The sequence below is a fragment of the Starkeya nomas genome, from assembly GCF_902703545.1.
Taxonomy (GTDB): domain Bacteria; phylum Pseudomonadota; class Alphaproteobacteria; order Rhizobiales; family Xanthobacteraceae; genus Ancylobacter; species Ancylobacter moscoviensis.
The window spans coordinates 1-5,029 of sequence record NZ_CACSAS010000034.1; the positions used below are offsets into that span (position 1 = coordinate 1).

General features: G+C 68.5%; 8 protein-coding genes and 1 pseudogene. All 9 read right to left on the reverse strand.

Features of this window, described 5'->3' with window-relative positions; all coding sequences use genetic code 11:
- Positions 1 to 310, reverse strand: a pseudogene (locus STARVERO_RS22690) (phage portal protein family protein); the annotation flags it as partial.
- The gene (locus STARVERO_RS22695; RefSeq protein WP_159602389.1) at positions 307 to 1,920 is read right to left on the reverse strand and encodes a hypothetical protein; all 1,614 of its coding nucleotides are present in this window, start codon (positions 1,918 to 1,920) and stop codon (positions 307 to 309) included. The pseudogene STARVERO_RS22690 and the gene STARVERO_RS22695, both read right to left, overlap by 4 nt.
- Position 1,921: 1 nt before the next feature.
- Entirely contained in the window at positions 1,922 to 2,503 is a 582-nt protein-coding gene (locus STARVERO_RS22700; RefSeq protein ID WP_159602392.1) for a phage protein Gp27 family protein, read from the reverse strand.
- Positions 2,503 to 2,823, reverse strand: a complete 321-nt coding sequence (locus STARVERO_RS22705; protein ID WP_159602395.1) for a hypothetical protein — start codon at positions 2,821 to 2,823, stop codon at positions 2,503 to 2,505. Before STARVERO_RS22705 ends, STARVERO_RS22700 begins: the two co-directional genes overlap by 1 nt.
- Positions 2,820 to 3,188, reverse strand: a complete 369-nt coding sequence (locus STARVERO_RS22710; RefSeq protein WP_159602398.1) for a hypothetical protein — start codon at positions 3,186 to 3,188, stop codon at positions 2,820 to 2,822. The genes STARVERO_RS22705 and STARVERO_RS22710 overlap by 4 nt, the downstream gene beginning before the upstream one ends.
- Complete coding sequence (locus STARVERO_RS22715) at positions 3,188 to 3,403, reverse strand: TraR/DksA family transcriptional regulator (RefSeq protein ID WP_244617003.1); 216 nt, start codon at positions 3,401 to 3,403, stop codon at positions 3,188 to 3,190. The genes STARVERO_RS22710 and STARVERO_RS22715 overlap by 1 nt, the downstream gene beginning before the upstream one ends.
- Entirely contained in the window at positions 3,403 to 3,663 is a 261-nt protein-coding gene (locus tag STARVERO_RS22720) for a hypothetical protein (protein WP_159602404.1), read from the reverse strand. Before STARVERO_RS22720 ends, STARVERO_RS22715 begins: the two co-directional genes overlap by 1 nt.
- Positions 3,623 to 4,036 carry a hypothetical protein gene (locus STARVERO_RS22725; protein WP_159602407.1) on the reverse strand — a complete coding sequence of 138 codons (414 nt, stop codon included), beginning with the start codon at positions 4,034 to 4,036 and terminating at the stop codon, positions 3,623 to 3,625. Before STARVERO_RS22725 ends, STARVERO_RS22720 begins: the two co-directional genes overlap by 41 nt.
- A partial coding sequence (locus tag STARVERO_RS22730) for a peptidoglycan recognition protein family protein (RefSeq protein WP_200837954.1) occupies positions 4,033 to 5,029 on the reverse strand: 997 nt, incomplete at its 5' end. The genes STARVERO_RS22730 and STARVERO_RS22725, both read right to left, overlap by 4 nt.

Consider the following 5,029-nt stretch of genomic DNA (forward strand, 5'->3'; position numbering starts at 1 on the left):
CGACGTCGTGCGCCTCCTCGGTGGCGGCGGTGATGATCGGCACGAGTTCGGTGAGCGCGCGCTTGCGGGTCGAGAGCACCGAGAAATAGTGCGGCTCGCGCTCCTCCATCTCCTCCGCGACGATCAGGAAGTCGCGCATCTCTCCCTCGGCCGCCGCGCGCAGGATCGCGGCGAGGCGCGCGGGTGTGAGGCCGGAGGCTATCGGCTCGTGCCAGGGCGAGCGGATGCCGCCGACCAGCGGCTCTGCCTGCGGCTGGGTCAGCGTCTGCGAACGGATGGGGCGGCCGTCAGGGCCGAGGAGCTGGCTCACCACAAGCCTCCTGTTCTACGGCGACCGAACAGCAGGTCGCCGGCCGGCGCGGGCGCCCAGTCCGGCCGGCGATCGTCCTTCAGGTCGGAAATCGGCGTGTAGCCGTACTCGATCTCGTCTTCGTCGGTGGCAGCGTGGGCGAGCAGCCCGGCGATGGCGCTGTCGCCGTGCCGGTTTTCGCCGTCGCTGCCCTTGTTCTTGGCCTCCGACATTGTGGGGAAGCCGTTGTGCAGCACCACAAGCCGGTGATCGCTGACGACGTCCTCGCCGGGTGGCAGCACGAAGGTGCCGTCCTCAAGGGCGGATTTGTACTTGGGGAAATGGAGGGCGTACCAAGCAGCCGTCGCCTTCACGCACTCGATCCGGGCCGGCCCGTATTTCTGCTGGGCGGCTTCGGCGTGGCTCTGACCGTTACCGCGCGCATCGAGCTTGCCCCGGAAGCGCCGAAGCCGGTCGAGGATGAAGAACAGCACGAGCTGCTGCACGTCGAAGGGAACGCGGCGCAGCTCCACCTGAAAGGCGGTCGCCCAGTGGTCGCGCTCCTCCTCCTGGGCGACGATGATGATCGACAGGTCGCCGTCGCGGCCGAAGTCCTGACCGAACACGCTGCGGCGCAGCGGATCGAGATCGGCGAGCAGCGGCGCGATGTTCTGGCGGAGCCAGCTCTTGCCGAACAAGAGACGGCCCTCGTCGAGATAGAAATTCTCGGCCACCGACCACTGCACGATGGGAATGCCCGGCCGCTGCGCCTTCTCGACCAGGGCGCGGGGCAGGTAGACGCCCGACGACTTGCGCGGGATCGCTTCCAGCTCCTCGTCCCGCGCTTCATGGCGCGGGCCGTAGGAGCGGATGATCTTGTTGAGCCACTCCTTGAAGCCCTCCTCGGTCGGCTCCCACCCGCGCATCAGGCAGACGCGCTCGTACAGGCCGTTCTTCACCGCGAGGGAGAACGGGATGTGGTGGATGGAATAGTCGTAGAGCCCGGCCTCGGTGTCCTTGATCAGCTGGTTGAACGGGTTGTCCTCGCCGTTGTGCGAGGAGATGATGCGGATCTTGCCACCCCAGATGAGCAGGGCGTTCACGGCGTCCAGCACGGCGGCCACGTCCTGATGGAACGCCGCCTCGTCGATCACCACGATGCCCTGGAGACCACGGATGTTTTCCGGGCGCGATGACAGCGCCACCACCATGTGGCCGGAAGCGAAGCGCACGCGCCACGCGGTGATGAACTTGCTCTCGCCGTTCTCTTTCTTGTCCTCGAAAAGGAATTCCTCGTAAGTCGCGCCCAGCTCCTTACCGACGATCCGGGCGAAGTGCGCGACGTACTGGACGAAGACGAGACCTTTGTCCTTTGTGTCGGGGATGTAGAAGATGTTGTCGCCATCGGCGAGCTGGCTGGAGGCGGCGATGATCGCGTCGTCGAGCGCCTCGGCATAGGTGATGCCCGTCCGGCGCCCTTTCTTGGCGATCTTGAGCGGAGAGGTGTCCTCGATCCACGCCACCTGATGAGCCATGAGGATGCCATCGGCGAGCGGATCGTGATCGTCCGGCAGGCGCGGCTGAAAGGTCAGTTCGTCGAAGATGGAGATGGCGGGGGCGACCTCAGCCATGTCAGGCGGCTCCGGCCGGCGGCACCGAGGTCGTCTTCGGGCGGACGCCCAGCACCTTGCGGCGGACCTCGGCGGCGCGCTCGGGCGTGAGGCCGGCTTCCTTGGCGGCGGTCTCGGCGGCGGCGGCGGCCGACCGGCGCGCCTTCTCGGCCGCGCGCTTCTCCAGCCGCTCGGTGCGGTCGATATCCGCTTTCGAGGCGGCTGCGAGATTGCGCAGGGTTTCGGAGAGGAACTTCACGTCCTTCGCCGTGACCTTGACGTCCTCGCCTTCCTCGGCGCCGGCCATCAGTTCCATGATGATCGCGTGCAGCGAGGCGATGTTGAACCGGGCGACGCGATCGTCGGCGGTCTCGTCCTCCAGCTTGGCCATGATCGCCTGCGCCGCGCCCCGGCTGTGGTGGAGCCGCTCGCGCATCGCGTCGTAGCGCTTCAGGTACTCGCCGAGCCCGCTGCGGCCGACATCCGCCTCAAGCTCCCGGAGCTTGCCGAGGATCTCGTCAATGGTGTGCCCGCCTTCACGAAGGCGACCGATCAAGTCGCGCAGCTCGGCCGGCAGGCGGTCGACCTTCGAGAGGCGGGCCATCACGCGACATCCGGGTATTCGATGCCGGGGACTGGCTCGATCCGTCGCTGAAGGAACGCAACGCCGCGATCGGTGATGACCAGCGTCTGGACTTTCCCCTTATAGAACTCCTCCTGGATCAGGCGGGCAGCGAGCAGCACCTTCAGATCGCCGGCGAGGGCCTCCACCGACTGGTGGCGACCACGAAAGCCGAGCTGATGGAGCGCGACGCGCAACAGGCTTTCGTTCGCGCTGCCCTCATTCTCATAGAGGACACGCAACGTGGCGAGGCGGCGAGACTTCGCGGTGTCGTCCGCATAGGTTTCGGGAAGGTTGCTCATGGCGCACTCTTGAACAGGTGGTCCTCGACGCGGGTCAGCGCGCGGCTCACGCTCGCCAGCTCGCGGGTGGTGCTTTCTCCGAGGGCGACGGCGTGGCTGAGCTGATCCTTCAGCCCCTCGATGTCCTTGCGGCTCGGCAGGTGTTTGATCTCCTGCGCTGTTTCACGGGTGCGCAGGTCGATCTCCCGCAGCTCGACGCCCATCTTCTCGGCCTGGGCCGCCCGCGCCGCCGCTTCCTTCGCGATGGCGGCGTCGAGGTCCTTGCGCGAGGCGAGGCCGGTTCTCACAGCCCAGCCGAGTACGGTGACGATGGCGGGAAACGCGATCGCGACTACCGGCCACCATTCCTTCAACCAATCCGGCATCAACGCCCCCTCAACCTGTCCCACCGTTCGCGGCCCGACTGGCAGCTGATGCAGCGCACCGCGTTCGGCACCGCCTTCAGCCGCGCGGCGCCGATCGGGTCGCCGCAGACCACACAGTTTTCGCGCCCGCTGCCGCGCATCCGTTCGCGATGCGCCGCGAGCGCGGCGTCGCGCTCCAGCTCCTCCAGCGCCTGCGCCTGGTCGAGGATGTCCATCACCGCAGCCCCGGCAGGATGGCGTCGATCCACGCGAGCAGGCGCTCGCCGCAGCGTGTCTTGGCCGCACTGCGCTTGCGCTCGTCCTTCCAGAGCCGCTCGACATCGCCGACCGTCAGGTCCCGGTCGGGCACCTCGGTCAGGCCGCCGAAGCACACCCGCAGGTCGGCCGGCACCTCCGGCGGCGGCGGGGGCTTCGGCGGCGGCGATGGCGGGCGGCTAGCGCACGCTGCGCACGCGATCGGCAGCAGCACGGTCAAGGCAAGCGCTGCCATTAGACGGGGTCGCATCGATCTTTCCCTGATTTCTCCGGTCCTCGGCGGCGCCGGCGGCGAACCGCGCGGCGTCGTCGCGGCGGGCGGCCTCGACGGTCTCGATGCGCCGGCGAAGGGCACCGTTGTCGGATTGAGCGTCTTCGAGCTGGCGGCGAAGGGTCGCCGCCTCGCAGGCGGCATTGGCATCCGCCGCTCCGGTCAGATACGCGGCAGCGGCGAAAGCCAGCATCGCGCCGGTGCCGGCCAGCCGCGCGTAAGCGACCGGCAGCACCGACCAGACGGCGAGCACCAGGGCGGCGATCGCCAGCCCGGCGGCGCCGATGTCGAAAGCCCAGCTCGGGAGCGTGGCGAGGTTCACGGGCTGATTTCCCCGCACTGGTACGCCTTCACCTCGGCGCGGCGGATCGCGCGCAGGTACCAGATCAGCAGCCCGCCGGCCGCGATCAGCGCCAGAGGCCACCACGGCTGGACGAGCGGCCACCAGTCGGTGACCACCGCGCCGATCCGCTTGCCGACGTCGGAGGCGCCCTCGATCTTCTCCAGCACGCCGGATTCGGACAGGCCGCCGAGGATGCTGCTGCCGAGGATGCCGGCCTTCACCACGCGGCCACCCGCGACCGAGGCGCGCACGACGGGTCGGTCGGCCACGGCCGCTTCGGCGCTGATCAGGCGGGCCGGCGAGACGGCACGGGGCTTGGCGGTGCTCAGCGCCTTGAGGGTCGCACTGTCGATGATGCCGGTGGTCGACACGTGGTTGTCGGCCTGGAAGGCGAGCAGCGCCCCGCGCGTCGCCTTGCCGTAAATGCCGTCGATCTCGCCGACCTGATGGTAACCCAGCTGCTTGAGCCGGCGCTGCACGTCCTCGATCCCGCCGGCAGCGACGCGATCGATGCCGGCGAAAACGCCGAAGATCGAGTTGCGCAGCTGGTTGAGCGGGAAGCGCGGATTGGTGTCGACCTTTCGGCCCGGTGCGATCTCCCAGTGCGGCGCGATGAAGCCGATGGTGGGATAGGCGTCCCGCAGCGCGCGGCACAATTCCGTGACGGCGGCGATCTGCTCGGGCGTGTAGCTGAGCCAGTAGGCGTCGCCATGTTCCTTCGTGACGACGCGCTCGACATCGGCGCCGGCGGCGACCTCCTCGTCGGGGTCGCGGTCGTTGCTCCAGCCGCCGGAGGCGACCTTGTGCAGCGGGCCGGGGTTGGCGATCTCGATGCCGACCGCGATCGAATTGACGTTCGACCGGCCGCGCCAGCTGGACTTGCCGGCGTGCCACGTCTGAACGTTGCACGGCGCGAGCTGCGTTACGCTGCCGTCCCGCGCCACGACGAAATGGGCGGACACCTTGGAAGCA

Excerpts from the sequence above, each read along its gene's own strand:
- STARVERO_RS22715 (WP_244617003.1), bottom strand. The coding sequence starts at position 3,403 with ATGGACATCCTCGACCAGGCGCAGGCGCTGGAGGAGCTGGAGCGCGAC.
- STARVERO_RS22710 (WP_159602398.1), bottom strand. The coding sequence starts at position 3,188 with ATGCCGGATTGGTTGAAGGAATGGTGGCCGGTAGTCGCGATCGCGTTT.
- STARVERO_RS22700 (WP_159602392.1), bottom strand. The coding sequence starts at position 2,503 with ATGGCCCGCCTCTCGAAGGTCGACCGCCTGCCGGCCGAGCTGCGCGAC.
- STARVERO_RS22695 (WP_159602389.1), bottom strand. The coding sequence starts at position 1,920 with ATGGCTGAGGTCGCCCCCGCCATCTCCATCTTCGACGAACTGACCTTT.
- STARVERO_RS22705 (WP_159602395.1), bottom strand. The coding sequence starts at position 2,823 with ATGAGCAACCTTCCCGAAACCTATGCGGACGACACCGCGAAGTCTCGC.